Consider the following 17,610-nt stretch of genomic DNA (forward strand, 5'->3'; position numbering starts at 1 on the left):
GTGAGACGCCCTCGGCCTTGAATGGCCGAGAGTCTATGCGGCTCGTTGACATGAAGGGCGGCATGCGAATTGCGCAAAGTATCTCTCAAGACGGCTATTGCGCATTCAAAGCCTGCTCGAGGTCCGCAACCAGATCCGTCGGATTTGGTTGCGGACATCGCACAGGCGTTGAACAAGACTTAACTCACAAAGCGACGACTGAAACGCGGCATCTTCCGATCGGTCGTCGACCTGCAGGCTGCAATCAATCGCTTCATCATCGAACAGATCGCCGCGATGACCGGCTTCTCGACCGCTGCGATCAGGTCGGTGAGTGAATGGAAAGCGGGCGGTCGTGCGCCTGGCTGTGGCGGCGCTGGTGCCCACGCCGACGCGTTCTCCAGCGCGCCGGCCCGGTTGGAGAGCTCCTTGGCACATCGGCTGAAGCGATCATTAGCCCGATCATCGTCACGTAAGCTTGATTAAGCCTGAGCAAGAAAATTGAGAATAATCCTAAATGACTGTAAGACTTAATTATCAATATTAGCTCGGCATTGAAACGCGTTGCTGCCAGCAATCCGTTGCCGTCGTTTTTTCCGACGAGGATTTCGCTGGCATCACCCGAAACAATTGATTTTTGGGGGAAGGACGATGCGCATAGCGACAGGGCTAATCCTAGCGGGTGCAATCGCGGTCTGTGCCGTTGGCGCAGTATGGTTGAAGATGCCAACTCTGGGCGCCAGCCTAGCACCGAGTGCCGTGCCAGATCGCACTGCCACCGCGGCCCCCGTTCCCGCGATCGCTCCTGTTCTCGCTACAGATCCCAACCCTGCAAAGGTAACCGCTCTATCGGTCCCGCCCCTCGCGGCGGCGCAACCGGCAAGAGCCACTTGCAATAATCCGAACGCGCTCGGCGTCGCACGCACCGTCGAGATCGACACGACCGGTGGCCCCGGATTTGGCTTCGAGCATTTCAAACAGCTCGATTTCCTGCGCGACAAGGAAGTGGTGCTGACATTCGACGACGGCCCATGGCCGCTCAATACGCCCGCCGTCCTCAAGGCACTGGCGGATGAATGCACGACCGGCATTTTCTTCTCGATCGGCAAGCACGCGACCTACCACCCGGAAATCCTGAAGCAGGTTTACGCGGCCGGGCACACCGTCGGATCTCACACATGGTCACACGCCACCCTCACCAATAGGAAACTCACGGAGGATCAGCGCAAGGAGGAGATCGAAAAAGGTTTCAGTGCGGTGAAGTGGGCCTTGGGCGGTGTTTCGCCGGCCCCGTTCTTCCGCTTCCCGGCGCTGCAGCATCCACCGGAAATGGTGACCTATCTCGGTAAGCGCAACATCGCGATGTTCTCCTGCGATCTCGACTCCTTCGACTTCAAGGCGCGCAATGCGCAAGCCGTCATTGATGTGACCATGAAGAAGCTCGACAAGCTCGGCAAGGGCATCATCCTGATGCATGATTTCCACAAGCACACGGCGGAAGCCCTGCCCGAACTCCTGAAGCGGTTGAAAGCCGCCGGATACAAGGTCGTGGCGATGCGCTCCAAGGCGCCGGTGCAGACCCTGCCGCAATACGACGAAGAGCTTTTGAAAGACGCGAAGTTGCCGACCGTAAGCTCCCGGCCGGTTTCCAGCGTCGTCCAGACGATTTCAGAATAAGATCCTGTAACAGACGGCGGCGGCTAAGGCGGCATACTGCTGGGAAGAGGTAAAAAGTTCACTCTCTGAGCGCGGCTTGTTTTTTTATCTTGCTAACTTCACGCCTTGAGGGACTGTTACGGGCGAGTTCTTTCAAGGGGCTCTCGAAAGTAACGTGACTGCGAGACCTTTGGTATCCATCGGTGATGAGACGCCACTTGCGCTCCGCCTTCTCAAATGAAAGGGCGAACATGCGGCGTGGTGTCAAACAGGAACCTTCATTTAAAGACCGGCTGACAGCTTGGTCACGGGTTTGCGCGTTGAAGCCGCTTCGCTTCCGCCCGGATCTCGAGATCGAAAAGTTTCATCGAATATGACGTTGACGGAGCAAAGCAGCGCTTGGCGCTAATGGAGAAATAGCCGGACCCCGCTTTCGCGCGCCTTCGATGGTAACGTTTGGCAATTCTTGATTTCTCATGTTCGTCGGGTCGGCTTGGTCCGAACCGATCGCCAACTTTAGTCTGGCGTCCGAGACCCGCGTATGTCGACGACCTCAACGTTTGGTGCGCCGTCTCCTGCCAATGCAGTTGTGACCTGGGCGGCGAAGACGCGGTCGTACAGGTCGACCAACCCCTTCTCAAGCCGCCAACCGCCATCGCGCTGCTTTTCCTCGAGCGGGCGATCGATGATGACGTAGCGCACCTTGATATCGGGCGGCGCGGTCGCCGCCTGCCGCTTTCGATGCTCCGGCTCTACGTGCATCGCGTCGACGATCACATCGCGTCCTTTCGACAGGATTCGCGCCGAGTTGGCCCGGACGTGGCGAAAAATACCTAATTGGTCGCCGGGCGCATCGCCTGAGCCGTGGATCATATCCCGCCCGGCATCGGAAGAGACGGTCTCGACCCCCTGAGACGCCGACCAGGTGCTCTTTCCTGCCCCCGATGGCCCGACAGTCATGATCATGGTCTGCCCGCAGCGCGGCCAATCCCATCCGGGAATCTCAGACTGCAGTAGTTCGATATTATCATCATAGAGTTCGGAGAAAATCTGAAGATTGGAAGGTGAGATGATATCGCGGTGAGCGACCGCGTTGCGACACCATGAGGCAATCCTGATCAATTCCGACTCGGCATCAGATAGATGATCTTTTGTGAATTCCTTGAAGTCGTAGAATTCCAGCTTGGCCGGATCGGTGATCGTGATCGAACGGTCATTGTATCTTTTGACGAATGGTCTGCTGGGCGAAATGATGCGGTCGAGGACACCGATCCCACGTCAACCGACACTGTTGCCTTTGGAAACAGGGTGACCTTCAGGCGGGACGATGGGCGCGTACAGAAATATCGCATCGTGGGAGAAGACGAAGCAGACCCTAAGTTAGGCTCCATTTCCTTCGTATCGCCGGTGGCAAGGCTTTTAATGGGCAAAGCTGTTGGGGATGTAGCGAGCACCTCCAAGCAAGAGTTTGAGATCATTTCGATCTCATAATCCCTCATCGAACGCTACCGAATGGCCGTTGTGCGCCGATTGTGTTGATTTAATCTGCGGTTGATCGGTCTTGGCCGGCATGATTCCATTCTCGTGTTGCTTTGCCGGGGCAGGACGATGATGGGGTCGCAGGTCGCACCAGCGCAGCTGTTCTATGATTTCTGCCTCGATGACCACGTCCCCGACGACCATCTGCTTCGACGCATCGATGGATTTCTCGATCTCGAGCAGGTGCGCACGGAGCTGAAGCCGTTCTACAGCACCATCGGCCGCCCCTCGGGCGTGGCTCGGAAAGAGCACTGAAGCTCCGGAACAAACGACGCAGAGCGGCACCACTAGCTTTGCCCTTTTGGCCCAGGCTTCAAATCACTCGATCTGCGGTCAGCGCCCAAACTGAAGTGCCGGCGGTTCGGGTACTTCAATTTTTCCTTCTCCGAAAAGATTCGGAAAAAGGCGCTCGCGATACTCGAGGGGAAATGCGACGCGTATTGGCCCCTTCGGCGTGCTGGATTTTAGGAAGCCCTGCTCGGTTACCTTCGAAACCACGTTACGCGCTGTCCGCTCCGGCATCTTCAGGACGAAATCTGCATCCCCTCGCTCCATCTCACCAAACTTGAAGATCGACATGACGAGGTCGATCGCTCGACCATCAATCTTCAGGTCTACCAAAAGATCCTTGTAGCGCTCCTGGATCTTGTCGAGTTGGAAGATGGCTTTGCTAAACCTAATCTGATCGAGCATCACGCTCAGGAACCACTCCGAGAAGCTGATGAGTGCAGCTTCAGAGAGATTGCCGCGCCCATCGCGGTCACCTGCCCTCGGGGAGTCGGCGCTGTCCATCATTCGCTTGTACTCACCACGGTCTTTCAGGCCCCGTGCCAATCCTCTTGATATCGACCACAGCCCGGAACCACCGATGCCCGCCCGCAGTCCCATGGCATGCGACATGAGGCGGCTGACACGCCCATTTCCGTCGACGAACGGATGGATGTAGTTGAGGCGGTGGTGGGCGGTTGCGATCGAGATAATCCGCGAGCTCGCTTGCTTCTCTGCCGCCGTGAACCGCTTCTCGAAATAGTCCATGAACGTTTGGACGACTTCAGACGAGGGAGGCACGTGACGGCCAACGGAGATGTCCTCTTCCTTCGACGACCTGAATTTGCCGGGGACGATTGCGATCTCGGTGCCGTCCGCCCGTTTCGTCACGCGGAACTCTGCAGGCATCTCGTCATAGAATGACTTGTGGGTGGCCGAGATGAACTTAGTAGAAACTGGTACCGGCAATTTGCCGGTCATGTAGGCGACGTCGATTCCTCGCTGCACTTCGACATGAGCCTTGGCTTCGAGCGCGAGAGGTCGCTTTTCGAGATCGACGTCGGCACCGGCGAGCGCTCGCTCGATGTCCAGCGGCCGCGTGTTGTGGCCCTCTATGAGGTTTGAGTAGTAGCTATTCATCATTCGGACGAGGTCCGCGAGCTCTGCCAAACTGTCCTTGTTCAGGCCCTGCCCTACATCGGCCGATTCCTTCTGAATCTCGACGGCAAGGTCCGCCAAGAGTCGGGGGACCCCGCCCTCGAATAGGCAGGGCTCAATTCGTGCCGGCGTCTCAATCATTTTCCTGCCGATCTTTAAATTCGATATGCCAAGTAATATCATAGCCTTCGGCAAGCCGAACGCTCTTTCTTGCCGATGTTCATTGCCGATCTCTGCCGACCATTCCCTTCAGCATCTGGCACCTTGATCGCAGGTTTTTGCCGATCTGAAATCATTAAAATACCAAATATATCAAATACTTGAATGAAAATACAGTAATATTCTGCCGATTCGACTTGCCGATGTGTGCGGCCTCAGGCCCTTGATTGGGACCCATCATGCTTCGGCCTGCCGGCCGAATAAGTTGCCGCACGGATACCCGCAGAACGCGCCACGCGTATATGCCACGAATGTACCGTCGGAGAGTCCTGGCCGTTGGCCCGACGGCTCCCTGACGCTTTTCGGTGCCGTCGCCGAATGGGATTCGAAAACCCACAACGCGATGCACGCCCTCCGCCTGGCACGCGGTTGGCGGACGACATCGGTCGGGCGTCGGTCGTCGTGCTCGCGACCGACAATGAGCCGACGCGTTATGCGATCAACGAGATCTGCGTGGCCAATAAGGTTCCGTTCGTCGTGGGTCGCGTGTTTACCCGCGAAATAGGCGGAGAAGTCTTCGCCTATCGGCCGGAAGTTGGAGGCTGCCTGGCTTGCCTTGAGACGTTCCTGCAGCGAACGACCTTCCGCGAGGGTATACGGGAGATCGACCTCGTGAGCGAAGAGGAGCGCGAAAAAGTCTGCGGCATGGAAATCGCCGCGATCAAGGATTCACCTGGTCTTGCCGTCGACATCGCTTTCATCGCCGCATTCCATGCACGGTTCGTACTGGATGCAGCCGCGGAAACTGCCCGAGAGACCAAAATATATGGTACCGATCGACAATCCCGTTGTTGCCGACGTCTCCGCGGCATATCCCGAACGCTACTTTCCCTCCGCACGACATGCAGTGACGGAGTTCGAGCGGGATTTGAATCGCGCACTCTATCGTAGGAAGGGCGGCTAGACGTGGAGATCATCACCGCGAACGTTGGACAGGGTGCCCTTGCCATCGTGCGGCACCGCAAGGAGGCGATCATCATCGATTCGCGGGTGCCACCATCCGGGGACGATACGGTCGCGTACGTCAAGGATCTCTTGTCCAAGGCGCTGAAGGACCATTTTGTGAAGGGTCTCGTATTCACCGGCTTCGACAAGGACCATACAGAGTTCGTAGGTGCGTCAATCATCCTGAAAAAATACCGTCCCGACTGGGTTATGTACCCATCGTGCTACAAGGACAGCGTGGAAACTACGCGGGTATTCGCCCTCCTCCACGCGGAGGAGAAGCTACGCCAAGGCAGCAACAACCCTCTTCGCCGCGTGTCAGTGCGCGTCGATAAGCTCGCTGACAGAAACTTAAAGGGGCTCTCCGACAATTTTGATTTCGAGCTATTTTCTCCGCACATCGAGGATATGGATAGCTCCAACAACAGCAGCATCGTGATGAAGGTGACCGGGCGCGGACCTGGCGGGTTATCTTATCTCGTGACAGGCGACACGGAGAATAGCCGCTGGGATACTATCGACCGGCTGTTCGGCGCCTCGCTGCGCTCACAGGTTCTCGCGGCTCCCCATCACGGATCGCGCAACGCGACGCACCCCTCCTCGCTCCTCAAGATCGCCCCGCACACCGTGCTAATTAGCGCCGGGGTTGATAGCCAATACGGCCACCCAAACAGCGACGCTGTCCGCGTCTACAGCAGGGTCGCAAAGCAGGTCTTCTCCACCAACATGGAGGGCGGGGTGACGCTGTGGACCAGACCGGGACCCACCGAGTTGGCAACAACGCTGTTGAGGTGAACCGATCAATGACATTCACGGGCACGGACGCCGCTACACAGGAAAAACTGAAGGACGAACTACAAGCCAAAGACCGTGCATCCGCGCTCGAGCGGTTCGCTGCTGCCGCACTCGGTCGCTTGATGGACGTGCCGATCGCCGTCGCTCGGTCAGGTTTCCAGCGCGGCGGCGACGCCGGCCCTGCGGGTCGGCAGGGCCGCCACTTTCGGATTGAATGCAAGAAATACTCGGACGACACAACTCTTAGCGACCGCGAGCTGCTTGGCGAGATCGATCATGCCTTGGCCAACGATGAGGCATTGGAAGCCTGGATCCTCGTCGCGACAAAACTCGTCCCCGAACAGCTTGCACAGGATCTAAACCGTAAGGGCGAAAGTATTGGCGTTCCGATTCTCACGGTCGACTGGCGTAAGAACGAGATCGCGCCGCTTGCGGCGCTCTGCGCGTATGCTCCCGATCTCGTTGAAGCAGAGATCTCCGGCGCTGCGGGAGAGCTCTCGCGATCGCTGAATCCGGCGGCCGCCGGTGCGATCGAATCTCTGCGCCGCAATCTTTCGTCATGGAGCCCGGGGTACGAGAGTCTGCGCCGACTTTCGCACATCAAACTCGAACAGATATGGAATTCATCTCGCACGTCGATAGCCGCACTCGGTCAGGATGCCGCCGGTGGAGCTCAGTCGAAGAAGGTCCGGAGGTCGTCCGTCTTTGCTTCGCTGGATGCATGGTGGACTGGACCCGGACGCAACGATCCGCCCGCGGCAATCCTAGGTTTCGAAGGGGTTGGCAAGACATGGGCCGTGCTCGATTGGCTCACGGAAAACCGGTCGGATCAACCAATCGTCCTGTTCGTTTCTTCCCAAGCTGCTGCGAGCATTACGGACGCTTCGGAGACCACGTTGCGGCACTTTTTGGCAACTCGGCTTCACGAACTCACAGGCGTGCGCGATGCTGAACACTTTGCACGCCGATTGGATTTTCTGCTCAGACGTCCACCCTCGGAAGGCCCGGTGATGACCGTCGTCTTCGACGGGTTGAATCAGGAGCCGTCGCTTCCTTGGCCCCGGATCATGCAGGTGTTGCAGGGCGACACCTTCGCAGGACGCGTCAAGATTATGGTGATCACACGGCGGCATCATTTCGAGGAAAGGCTTGCTTCACTCCGGGGGCTGGCTGTAAGCGCCGTGCCGGTCGCCGTGGAGACCTATGACGACGCCGAACTGGACAGCATGCTCGAGTTCGAGGGTCTTAACCGCAGTAACCTGCATCCCGACCTCGTTGAATTAGCACGCACTCCCCGTCTGTTCGCGCTTGTTATCCGGCTCCGCGATCGGCTGAGCGACGCCGGAAGCGTCACGCTGCACCGACTGCTGTGGGAGTATGGACGTGACGCGTTGGGAATCCGGGCCGGCACATCGTTCAGCGAGCAAGAATGGCGGGAGTGGCTTAAGACCATCGCCGAGCGGCATCTGGCGGGAATTAAGAACTACTCACTCAGGACACTTGCTGAAACGGCGCAACGAGCGGATCTCTCAGAACGCGAGGTCTATGCGCGTCTTAGCGATATCATCGACGGACAATTCGTGAAACCAGCACCGGGTGGCGCAATGCAGCTCGTTCCGGCTGTCGTTATCCACGCGCTCGGCGCCGCATTGCTTTCTCAACTCGACGGGATTGATCCACCCGACGCGGCGGTAATCGAACAGGAAATGTCCCGCTGGCTCGATCCGATCACAGGCCTCGATCAGCGAGCAGAGATCCTTCGGGCGGCAGTATCCATTCTGATCGAGCGCGGGGGAGCGCAAGGCGAGGTCGGCGCTGCCCTCGTAACGGCATGGTTACAGACTCAGAATGTGCCCGACAGCCACCGTCGCGAGCTCGCCCTTCTTGCTCCCGAGATTCCGGACGCATTGTTGTCCGCCGTGGAACGCTCGAACACCAATACCTACGGGTCGGCGCGACTATGGGCAGTGAACGCGTTGCGCGCGATCGAGCGCAGGCCCGGTGCACCGCTTGATGCAATCGTCCGGCGAACCGCGTCCTGGCTCGCGATGGTCTCACGCGACGTTGACACGCGGCATGACGCGGATCCCGCCCATGAGAAGCACAGGGTTGAGCGGGTCATGAAAAAGCTGGGAAGGGACGAGTCTGGACCGATAGTCGTATTACGCGCGCGATTGCTCGTGCAGGATAATGACCGCGGCGAATTGCAGTCGGCGGTACCCTCAATCCTGGACGGGTTTCCCTTGGCCGGCACGATGCCCTGTTTCGAAGCGGCGGCCGTGGCTTCCGCGGCCTGCGGCATGTCGGCTGCCTGGAAAGGCCTGAAATGGCTCTGTCATCTGAACGAAGTGGATCCGCTTGAAACGGCGGAGGCGTTGCGGTTGCTATCCGCTGATCTCGCAGCACGAAAACCCGAACCTGGAATACATCCCGACCTCGCCGCACGAGCGGGAGCACTGCTACTTTGGTTGAGCGGAATCGAAGAGGATGAACAATCGGCGTCGTCTACCGATCCGGGGATAGATCGATGGCTAACATATGAGACCGACTATCTCCAGAATCCTAGCCGGAGCATCTTCGCGCTTGAGCGGCGTCACGCGGCCGCTGCATTGGCCGACAAAGATGTCGCCCTGGCTGCACGCGTTCAGCGCACGCGCGAGTTCTGGCTTGATCCTGACTTTCAACCTCCCGATGGATTTGCCGAAGAGTTGCGGACGTTCGTAGCTTCCTTTGACCTCAGCGCACTTAATGCACAGAACGGGCATACTCGGGATGGCATCGTGTTTGAAAGCCTCGAGCCAGCTCTCGCTCGATGTGCACCCGACATGCTTGTCGACCTAATGCGCCGCAAGACGGTCGGATACTCGAAGAGGCCAGTTGATGCGCGCTATTGGAGCGCACTTTGTGCAAACGAGAATTGGTTGCTGGTGGAAGCTGCCGAAGCGGAGGCGGTACGCTCGCTAAGGACCAGCGGAGCGGAATCGGACGCGTCCAACGAAGCCCTCGCTGCCAGCTATCTGCTCATGACTGAGTTAAAAGATTTGCCTCCTCTGGAACAGTACGAGGCGATGATCGCGGCAGGGCTGAAATTCATCTCGACGGATTTTAGGGAAGTACTGAAATCGCTGACTTCCGAAGAAGCGGATACCTTGATCGCTCGACATGGCAGCAGTACAGGGAAAGTAAAACACGACCTCCTTGTATTGCTTTCCGTGCATCACTGCGCGTTCAGCGACAATGCGTGGACATGGCTTCTAGCACAGGCGAGCGACGTCCATCATCAAGAGAGGGGTGTCCTTTTTCGTATGCTGGCTCGGTGCGACGCTGCCCAATTTGGGCGCGAACTGTCGCGCATCGAGTGGACCTGGGAGGCCAAGGCCGATCTTTGGGTAAATCATTACGGCAGCGGCTCCTTAATCGAGGCAACATCAGCAGTGCCATTCGAACGGTTGGCGCCGCGGTTAGCGCCATGGCGTGTTTTGGAGGCCGCGAGAAAACGCGGTGCCGACGCCGCTGATATCCGTCTGGCTGCCGAGATTTTCGGTCACGTGATCGCCGCGACGAAGCTGCCGGAACCGGATCCCGGTTGCGAACTTTCAGTGCAGCGGCCGACTGACCGATCGTCCCCGCTCTATTATTCAACGGAACCCCGGCAGGACCCTCAAGGTCGCGATGATCCGATATCGCGTTTGAAGCGTGCCATGGACGGCGATGCACTGCTGGAGGAACATCGGCGAGCCGCCGACATCGCCGCGGCGCGCATCGACGAAGCACGGGCAGCGGGAGCAAGTCTCTATCTCACGGACATGCAGCCGGAAGATTTTGAGCCGGTGCTTCGCCTCGCGCCGGAAGTCGTGGACCGCTGGCTGGAAGGAAGCGAAGAACGCTCGACCGATTTTCGTCGCCGCGTCCGCTTGGCCGAAGCGAGTTTTATGTCACTCTGCGAAGCGCTCTTTGAACACGATTCCAAGCAAGGTGCCCGCCTCTGGCGTGCTCTTCGCGCCGTCATTGCAACCCGGTATGTGGGAAGCGCAGGCGTCGACGAAATGCTTCACATCGTATTTCGTGTAAAGGACAGCCGGGAGGTCACTGCCCTGCGAGAGGAGCTGCTGGATCCAAGGGTTTCGCAAACGGATGCTGCGCTATTCGATATCGCCATCGCGGCCTCCTTCAACGGCAAAGCTGGCTGGCTATCTTCCATCATTGTCTCTGATCAAGCGTCGCCCTTCGCGTGGCGTCGCAAACGTGGCCTGCTTATGGGTGGATTCGTCGTCGGAAATACGCTGCCGATTGACGGGGCTTGGCCGGACGGCCAGATGACGACCGATCATGCGGACTTGAGACGCGGCGCCGCCCAACGCCGCTGGTTAGAAGCATGCGCCCGGCACTGGTGGCAGACTTATCTTACTGCACTCGACCCGGTCGCGGCTTTCGCGGCTTGGAAGCTGTTCCTGAATGCAGCCGACCGACGGGCTTGGATCTGGATCCGTAATGATGTCGAACAGCAGAACAACAGAGATGCGTTTTTCGAACGTAAGCTCGCGCACAGCCAATTAAATCGATCGGATCTGACAAAGGCGATGAAGGACAGGTCTAAAAAACTCGAATCAAAGTTTCTCCGCCAAAACATCGTCGAGGGCGTCGGTCCGTGGGCAAGGCGGAAGGCGCTTAATATATAATCTGGCAGGTCCACGAGCCGCAACTTATCGCGGCCTGAACAAGGCTGCGGTCAACGTTCGGCGGCAACCGCGGGCTGGTTGGCGGTCTCGTCGAAGTCTGCCAGATCTACTTGGGCTCGGATGGCGGCCTCGAAACTATGATAACCAGGCAACGTCTTGCCTGCCGCTACCTCGGGGGAAGCAGTCACTTTCCTGCCGCGCTCGGCAAGCTGTTCGACGGCCCTGCGTGCAACCAAAATCATAGTATTAACCTTCGTTAACGTAAGATATTGTTACTTCTACCTTATTTCGCAAGGCTTAAGGTCCGGTTTAGTGGTCGAGCCGGTGTTTAACGTTCGATCGCGGCGAAAATATCGTATCATCCCATTACAACGCCGCAATGACCCTTGGTTCCTGCCTACCGTGACCGATTTGCGGCCTGCAGCGCAAGTTCGTCGTCACCCAGAATATTGGGGAATTGTGAGTTGGCGTTTTCGAGCAACACCGGAGCATGATTGGCATACCTCCATGCGACGGCACTGTGGTCCTCCCGACCGTCCAAGGTCCTGTCTACGACTGGAACACCGGAAAGGGTCAAGCGAACTGCATGAAACTCCATGGGACAGGCTATCTCGATAGGGTCAGTACGGTCGTCGTCCCGCCATAAGGCCACGATCCGGTCTTCTCCGCCCTTGGAGAGGTATTTTCCGATGCGGTGCTGCCTTGTCATTAGCCCCCGCGAGGTCAGTGTAAGCACCGCCGACCCGGGGTCTTCGGCAAGAATCGTGGCGTACCTTGCCGGCCATCTCGCCTTTAGTTGGGGAGCATCCATGAGCAGCGCGAAGACAATGCTTGGCCCGATGGCACGAAGCAATTCTTGGCAGGGATCAACCCGCGCTAGATCCTCGCAGATCATCGCCGAAATGACTGATGATTGCCTGACGACGGCGAAGTCGACCCGCCGGCTGAGCAGGTCGATGTCCTCGGCCCAAGAGATCGACGGGCTCAAACGGCCTTCGAGGCCGTAGGCCAAGACTTCGTCGCGGTCCAGCGTCCATCGATGATGCTTCTCACGCGTGGATGAGAAATCAACAGTTTCAACCCGGTTCTCGCCGCCGCCGTTGGATCGCTGGAAGACGGCGACGCGCACGAAGTTGCCGGATCTGCCAGCATCGGCGGAAACGCCAGCAACGAAAAGCTCGAGCTCCGGAAGCGCCGCCGACAGCTCGCTGCGCAAGTGTTCCCACATCGGCTCGTTGAGGGCGAGCTCCGGAAAGATGATGCCATGTATGGCGTCCGCTTCCGATTTCGCGGCGGTCGCAAGCGCCTTCACGAATTCCAGCAAGTTGTCCTTGTCGACCGACGACAACCAAGTTTGATTGACCCCGAAAAATCCCCATCGTTTTGCACCCTCGCCGGCATAGCCATCCTGAGGTTCAAAGGCGGCGGCGGGAATTGTGAATGGGAAAGGCACGAGCAATAGGTTCATGTGCCGTTCGTCCGGCGGCGCCTCAGCGAAAAGGTACGGCGTCCAGCCCGCACGCGCTATCCCGCGTGGAGGAAGAAGCGCCAAGTGATGCGATAGCGATCGCAAGGTGCAGCCGACAGCTGTCGTTCGCGCCTTGGGCAGGACGCAGACCACGTCGGGCGAAGCTCCCGAGATCGTGCTCACAGATCTCAACGGAAGGGCCGATCCCCCTTGCCGGTCGCCCTGCGATTTACCCACTGTACGCCCGGCGGCCGCAAGCAAGGTCTCATCGACCGGCGCGAAGAACCAAGGCTGTTGGCTCGAATATCCGACGAAACCCATGTCCCGAGCGGCCTCGTCGGCGGCCACGAGCAGGAAGAGCGCATGCCACCACCATCCTGGCGGATCATTGGCCGCGGATACGTGTTGAAAGACCGGAGCTTCGGCAGAGGTCTCCCAGAGAGCGGTCCATTCGTCGTGCAGGCGCGCAAGGGCCGCTCCGCTGCCGGATATCCAATCCGCGAATTTCGACGGATCGCCCTCACCGTAATGCATCGAGGGGCTGAAAGCCCGCCAAGCCGACGCAGTTTGACGCGCGTCCGCGATGAAGTCAGGGTTGACCTCGATCTGACGCTGGGCCCTTGACCTCCGGCCGCTAACGTGAGCGATCACGTGATGATAGGCGCCGCTGAACTGCAGCACGTATCCGGCTGCGGCAAATACGTCCGCCGGCATTATGGGAGGCGTCGAATAGGACTTGGGCGGCATGCCGCTTCTGTCGGGAAACGCGATATACGGTAACTGAGTGGCCTCGGGGATTTCAGAATGCGTCGGGAAGATGCGCCGTACGCACTCGCTCAATTTTTCCATCGTGATATTTCCCCCATCGTACCAGGCACCATTAGATACCGAAGATGCTGCGGATACTCGCAACTGCGGTATCGACGGCGATGTTGCCGACGGTGTCTCCTGCTACGGCCGCGAGTTTCTTTCGTACCAATTCCTTATGCAATATGCGACCCGATGAACGCATCTCGGCCTGCATTTCCTTGAGCAGATGCGCCCCCCAAAGTGATCTCGTCGCCGAAGCCGTGGGGCGAGCGGGAAAGATTGGCGAGCTTTCACGCAGTGACTGGGACCCCTTTCTCGACGCCGTAAGTGAGATAGGGGATGGTGCCCGCGTTGTAGCGATGGAATATTGCATGCAGGTTTAGTGTAGCGAGACTTATTCTAGGGACGTGTCCGGAGCGCGTTCAAGATGCAATTATCATCACGATGTCGCTTGCCGTGTAATACGCTGGCCTGAACGCAAAATGGAGTCGTAGATGGGGAGTTTAGCCGAGGGGAAGGTTCAGCTTCTGGTCAAGGCCAAGGGGCCTGTATCCGAAATGCCTATGGCACTCGGCCTAAATGGCCCGCCGGTCAGATTCAAGGTCAAGCCTCTTTTCGAGAGCATCGGCACGACCGATGCGAAGGGGGCTGCACCGGCATCCGAATGGCACATTGTGGAAACGGAGCTGCCTGCATCTGGTATGAGCCAATGGGAGCTTTGTCACGCCATGATGCGGCATGGCCAGTCCCTAGCACCCGGAGGGATCGAGATCGTCGAGCCTGATCTGGAACAGCGTTGGCCGATCGGCCCCACCGCTCGCCTCGAAGCGAACTTCGCCGTAAGGGACGGAGATCCGCACCCGCAAGATCCAAGTTTTCCGCATGAGCGAAACGACTATTGGTTCAGGGATAAGACGCACGGTCAGTTCGATGATTTGGGACAGCTTACAGATCCCGGCCCGGGCAACCGGATCCGCATTGCGCATCTGGATACGGGGTTCGATCCAACGCATTCGACGGTGCCACAATTCGTAAGCGTTCGCGAGCAACGGAATTTCGTCGACGAGGATTATCCGAACGACGCCACGGACCGTTCAAGCGGCATATTCAACAACTTCAGCCATGGCACTGGGACGCTGAGCATTTTGGCAGGCTCGGCAGCGACGGGGGAGAAGAAGTTCGGCTGCGCGCCAACAGCCGAAATCATCCCAATTCGCGTCGCCAACCGGGTCGTACTGTTCAGAAACAGCGCCGTGGCAAAGGCATTGGACTACGTTCATAGCCTGTGCCGCAAGAAAGAAACGTTTGTACACGTCGTGACCATGAGCATGGGCGGACTTCCGTCCCAAGCCTGGGCCGACGCAGTCAACGCGCTTTACGACGCCGGCGTCTTCGTTGTGACCGCCGCCGGCAACAACTATGGCAATCTACCGTCCCACTTCATCGTTTATCCCGCGCGCTTCAACCGGGTCGTCGCCGCCTGCGGTACGATGGCTGACGGAAATGCATATGCGGACCTTCCTCTCACCCAGATGGCTGGTGATTACGGTCCGGACCGAAAGATGGAAACCGCCATCTCGGCCTATACTCCTAACACCCCTTGGGCGAGGTTTGGCGAAGCCAAAGTGATCGATTTTGACGGCGCCGGCACTTCCGCCGCGACGCCGCAGATCGCGGCGGCCGCCGCCGTGTGGATCCAAAAGAATCGCACGAAATACGAAGCGTACGATAAACCCTGGAAGAGGGTTGAAGCGGTGCGCGCCGCATTGTTCGCGACCGCGGACATGAAGCACGCCGGCAAAGATCATTTCGGAGCGGGCCGGCTCAAGGTAAACGATGCTGCTGGTCACGTACCGGTCGAGCCGCGGGAGATGCAACCACCCGACGACGCGGGCGGAGGCTTCCTGGACGTTCTGCTAGGTACGGGGGTTACGAGTCCTAATCCTATGATCGCGCTCGAACTTGCGCAGGTGCTGCAGGCGACGGGACTCGAAGCCAAGCTTGAAAAAGCCGGTGCCACGCCAGCAGACCGTGCGGCGGTGCTTGCACAGGTCCTTTCCATTCCAACGATTTCCTCGCAACTTCGATCGGTGCTGTCACATGCGGACGTGACTGTGCAATCAAGGCCGGCGGTTCCTGACGCTCTACCACCGAACGCGAGACCTTCCGAGCGCCTCAACGCCGAACTTGCCATGGCGCCTGAGATCCCGGCACCGCACTCGAGGAAGCTTCGGGTGTTCGCGTACGACCCCTCGCCGCAGACCGATCCTCAGTTATTTGGAATCAACGAGGCGGTGGTTTCAGTACCTTGGGAAAAGGATCTTAAGCCCGGCCCGATCGGCGAATACATCGAGGTCGTAGACGTGGATCCCGCCAGCCGCTGCTGCTACGCGCCGGTTGACCTCAACCATCCACATCTGCTGGCGAACGACGGCCACGCGCCGTCAGAGGCCAACCCGCAATTCCACCAGCAAATGGTCTATGCGGTAGCCATGAGGACTATATCCCGGTTCGAGCGCGCACTGGGCCGCAGGGCGCTTTGGGCGCCAAAGTACTTCCGCGATGCAAATGGAAACTTCGTGAACAGCACTTACGTTCAGCGCCTGCGCATCTACCCGCACGCGATGCGCGAACGGAACGCGTATTATAGCAGTCAACGCATGGCGCTTCTGTTCGGTTACTTCGTGGCCGACACAAACTATGCAGGCAACGCGCTGCCAGGATCGCAAATTTTCACCGCGGTATCGCACGACATCATCGCCCATGAGACGACGCATGCGTTGCTAGACGGACTGCACCCGAGATTCCAGGAGGGCACGAATCCAGACGTACTCGCCTTTCATGAGGCTTTTGCAGACATCGTGGCGCTGTTCCTGCACTTCACCATGCCGGAGTCGCTACTGCAGCAGATAAAGCGGACTCGGGGCGACCTTTTCCAAGAAAGTTTGCTGGGGCAGCTCGCCGTCCAGTTCGGCGAATCCAGCGGAATGCACGGTGCGTTGCGAAGCGCCATAGGAAGCGAAGACGATAACCACCAATGGCAACAAGCCAAGGCGAGCCGGTCCGATTACGATGACGCAAGGACGGAAGGCGAACCACACTCGCTCGGATCCATTCTCGTCTCGGCCGTGTTCGCCGCTTTCGTCACGATCTACCAGGCGAGAAGCGCTGATCTCATGAGACTTGCAACAAACGGCACCGGCATCCTGCCGGCCGGCGAGATCTCGCAAGACCTTGCGACGCGATTGGCACGTGAGGCCTCATCCGTGGCCGACCAGGTACTCAATATTTGCATTCGTGCCCTCGACTACGTCCCTCCGACGGATATCACCTTCGGAGAATACTTAAGGGCGCTCGTCACAGCTGACCGCGATCTCGTTCCTAACGACGAAAGGGGCTACCGAGTGGCGTTCATCGCCGCATTCCGCGATCGAGGAATTTTCCCCACCGACGTCCGGCATCTTGCGGAAGACAGTCTCGTCTGGCTACAGCCTCCGATCAATGCCGGCTGGGCCAGTGAATTCGCCTCGTTGGTGGCGAAGCTGAAGCTTGACTGGAATCTCAATTCCGATCGGCGAACAGCGTACCTGACCTCGCAGGAAAATCAGAAGGAGGTCTACAGATGGATTGTTCAGGAGGCCAGAAAGCCTTTCTTAGACGCCATGGGATTCGAGCCGGCAGCTAAGAACACGAGGCTCGGGACCATGAACGGCGAAATGAGGCCGATCGAAGTCCATTCGGTCAGGCCGACCCGACGAACAGCCCCGGATGGGTCCAGTCACGCGTGGCTCATAGTCGAGATCACGCAAACATTCAGGACGGAGCCCGAAGGCGAAAGATATCGCGGAGGCTGCACGCTCATTGTTGACTTGAACACCAACGAGCCGAAATATTTTATCCGCAAACGACTGCGCGGATCCGCCGGCGCTGAGGTCCAGCGTGCGGCAAGAGAAGTCGCTGCGGCGCGTGCGGCTGAACGAGGCGTGGGCTACGTTTCGCCAGGCGATGCCGCCGCAAATCGTGAAGCCTTCGCGCTTCTTCACCGCGCTTGAGGAAAAATCGATGGCGAAGAAAGCAAAGAAAGCAAAAAGCAAA

General features: G+C 58.4%; 11 protein-coding genes and 2 pseudogenes. 7 read left to right on the forward strand and 6 right to left on the reverse strand.

The genetic code is table 11. From position 1 onward, the window contains the following. Positions 1-105: 105 nt before the first annotated feature. Positions 106-366, reverse strand: a complete 261-nt coding sequence (locus ACZ5IL_RS00455) for a hypothetical protein (protein ID WP_464594514.1) — start codon at positions 364-366, stop codon at positions 106-108. A 264-nt stretch (positions 367-630) separates the two neighbouring features. Here ACZ5IL_RS00455 and ACZ5IL_RS00460 point away from each other — a divergent pair, with 264 nt between their 5' ends. Continuing rightward, positions 631-1,656 (forward strand): polysaccharide deacetylase family protein, encoded by a 1,026-nt coding sequence (locus ACZ5IL_RS00460; protein WP_464594515.1) that lies wholly within the window; start codon positions 631-633, stop codon positions 1,654-1,656. 495 nt (positions 1,657-2,151) lie between these two features. Here ACZ5IL_RS00460 and ACZ5IL_RS00465 read toward each other — a convergent pair whose 3' ends face one another. Next, positions 2,152-2,601 (reverse strand): AAA family ATPase, encoded by a 450-nt coding sequence (locus ACZ5IL_RS00465; protein WP_464594516.1) that lies wholly within the window; start codon positions 2,599-2,601, stop codon positions 2,152-2,154. Between the two features lie 303 nt (positions 2,602-2,904). Between ACZ5IL_RS00465 and ACZ5IL_RS00470 the strand changes: the two are divergent. Further along, positions 2,905-3,126 (forward strand): annotated as a pseudogene (locus tag ACZ5IL_RS00470) (GreA/GreB family elongation factor); the annotation flags it as partial. A 117-nt stretch (positions 3,127-3,243) separates the two neighbouring features. Next, positions 3,244-3,405: pseudogene (locus tag ACZ5IL_RS00475) on the forward strand (transposase); the annotation flags it as partial. 102 nt (positions 3,406-3,507) lie between these two features. Here the strand turns inward: ACZ5IL_RS00475 and ACZ5IL_RS00480 are convergent. Continuing rightward, on the reverse strand, positions 3,508-4,740 hold the full coding sequence (locus ACZ5IL_RS00480; RefSeq protein ID WP_464594517.1) for a Fic family protein: 1,233 nt from the start codon (positions 4,738-4,740) through the stop codon (positions 3,508-3,510). Positions 4,741-5,136: 396 nt separating this feature from the next. Here ACZ5IL_RS00480 and ACZ5IL_RS00485 point away from each other — a divergent pair, with 396 nt between their 5' ends. Genes ACZ5IL_RS00485 through ACZ5IL_RS00495 form a run of 3 tightly spaced genes read left to right on the forward strand, consistent with a single transcriptional unit; the run spans position 5,137 to position 11,237 of the window. Next, the gene (locus ACZ5IL_RS00485) at positions 5,137-5,709 is read left to right on the forward strand and encodes a ThiF family adenylyltransferase (protein ID WP_464594518.1); all 573 of its coding nucleotides are present in this window, start codon (positions 5,137-5,139) and stop codon (positions 5,707-5,709) included. Positions 5,710-5,724: 15 nt separating this feature from the next. Further along, positions 5,725-6,558 (forward strand): ComEC/Rec2 family competence protein, encoded by an 834-nt coding sequence (locus tag ACZ5IL_RS00490; RefSeq protein ID WP_464594519.1) that lies wholly within the window; start codon positions 5,725-5,727, stop codon positions 6,556-6,558. Positions 6,559-6,566: 8 nt separating this feature from the next. After that, entirely contained in the window at positions 6,567-11,237 is a 4,671-nt protein-coding gene (locus ACZ5IL_RS00495; protein WP_464594520.1) for a hypothetical protein, read from the forward strand. A 50-nt stretch (positions 11,238-11,287) separates the two neighbouring features. On the opposite strand, the gene ACZ5IL_RS00500 is transcribed toward ACZ5IL_RS00495, so the two are convergent. From ACZ5IL_RS00500 to ACZ5IL_RS00510, 3 genes are all read right to left on the reverse strand, one after another. Beyond that, positions 11,288-11,479, reverse strand: a complete 192-nt coding sequence (locus ACZ5IL_RS00500) for a hypothetical protein (RefSeq protein ID WP_464594521.1) — start codon at positions 11,477-11,479, stop codon at positions 11,288-11,290. Positions 11,480-11,634: 155 nt separating this feature from the next. Beyond that, positions 11,635-13,554 carry a hypothetical protein gene (locus ACZ5IL_RS00505; protein ID WP_464594522.1) on the reverse strand — a complete coding sequence of 640 codons (1,920 nt, stop codon included), beginning with the start codon at positions 13,552-13,554 and terminating at the stop codon, positions 11,635-11,637. A gap of 31 nt (positions 13,555-13,585) precedes the next feature. Continuing rightward, a complete protein-coding gene (locus tag ACZ5IL_RS00510) occupies positions 13,586-13,717 on the reverse strand; it encodes a hypothetical protein (RefSeq protein WP_464594523.1) in 132 nt (43 codons plus the stop codon). Positions 13,718-14,009: 292 nt separating this feature from the next. On the opposite strand from ACZ5IL_RS00510, the gene ACZ5IL_RS00515 reads away from it, so the two are divergent. Next, positions 14,010-17,567 carry a S8 family serine peptidase gene (locus tag ACZ5IL_RS00515; RefSeq protein WP_464594524.1) on the forward strand — a complete coding sequence of 1,186 codons (3,558 nt, stop codon included), beginning with the start codon at positions 14,010-14,012 and terminating at the stop codon, positions 17,565-17,567. Positions 17,568-17,610 lie beyond the last annotated feature (43 nt).

Source organism: Nitrobacter sp. CN101, assembly GCF_055390255.1.